This window comes from Bavariicoccus seileri WCC 4188, assembly GCF_000421665.1.
Classification (GTDB): Bacteria; Bacillota; Bacilli; order Lactobacillales; family Aerococcaceae; genus Bavariicoccus; species Bavariicoccus seileri.
Genome location: NZ_ATXL01000104.1, coordinates 1 through 1,376, shown reverse-complemented (window position 1 = coordinate 1,376; position 1,376 = coordinate 1). Strand labels below are relative to the sequence as shown.

Sequence of the window (1,376 nt, the reverse complement as noted above, 5' to 3'; positions counted from 1 at the left end):
AACCCCGCATTCTTGATCGAATGTGACACCGTTGGTGTTAAGCCAGCAGTGAGGTAGACGCAGGGAACTGAAACATCTCATTACCTGCAGGAAGAGAAAGAAAAATCGATTCCCTAAGTAGCGGCGAGCGAACGGGGAAGAGCCCAAACCAGAAAGCTTGCTTTCTGGGGTTGTAGGACTATGCATCAGTGATGGTGATTGGTTAGGAGAAGCTGTTGGGAAACAGCGCTAAAGAGGGTGAGAGCCCCGTATCCGACAACTAAGAACCCACGCATAGCACCTGAGTACGGCGGGACACGAGAAATCCCGTCGGAATCTGCCAGGACCATCTGGCAAGGCTAAATACTCCCTAGTGACCGATAGTGAACCAGTACCGTGAGGGAAAGGTGAAAAGCACCCCGGAAGGGGAGTGAAATAGTACCTGAAACCGTGTGCTTACAAGTAGTCAGAGCCCGTTAATGGGTGATGGCGTACCTTTTGTAGAATGGACCGGCGAGTTACGATAACAAGCGAGGTTAAGTTGAGAAGACGGAGCCGTAGCGAAAGCGAGTCTGAAATGGGCGACTCAGTTTGTTGTTGTAGACCCGAAACCAAGTGATCTACCCATGTCCAGGTTGAAGGTGCGGTAAAACGCGCTGGAGGACCGAACCCACGTACGTTGAAAAGTGCGGGGATGAGGTGTGGGTAGCGGAGAAATTCCAATCGAACTTGGAGATAGCTGGTTCTCTCCGAAATAGCTTTAGGGCTAGCCTCGATCAATTGAATCATGGAGGTAGAGCACTGTTTGGACTAGGGGCCCCTCTCGGGTTACCGAATTCAGATAAACTCCGAATGCCATCGATTTTTAGATCGGGAGTCAGACTGCGAGTGATAAGATCCGTAGTCGAAAGGGAAACAGCCCAGACCACCAGCTAAGGTCCCCAAATATCTGTTCAGTGGAAAAGGATGTGGAGTTGCACAGACAACTAGGATGTTGGCTTAGAAGCAGCCATCATTTAAAGAGTGCGTAATAGCTCACTAGTCGAGTGACCCTGCGCCGAAAATGTACCGGGGCTAAACAGATTACCGAAGCTGTGGATTGGACCAATAGGTCCAGTGGTAGGAGAGCGTTCTAAGGACGGCGAAGCCTGATCGTAAGGACAGGTGGAGTGCTTAGAAGTGAGAATGCCGGTATGAGTAGCGAAAGACGGGTTAGAATCCCGTCCACCGAATAACTAAGGTTTCCTGGGGCAGGCTCGTCCGCCCAGGGTTAGTCGGGACCTAAGCCGAGGCCGAAAGGCGTAGGCGATGGATAACAGGTTGATATTCCTGTACTGCTGTCAATTGTTTGACTGATGGAGGGACGCAGGAGGCTAAGAAAAGCACGCGATTGGAAG

General features: G+C 51.0%; 1 rRNA gene. It reads left to right on the top strand.

Annotation, left to right across the window (positions count from 1 at the left end):
• Window positions 1–1,376: ribosomal RNA gene (locus H541_RS13100) — 23S ribosomal RNA — on the top strand; the annotation flags it as partial.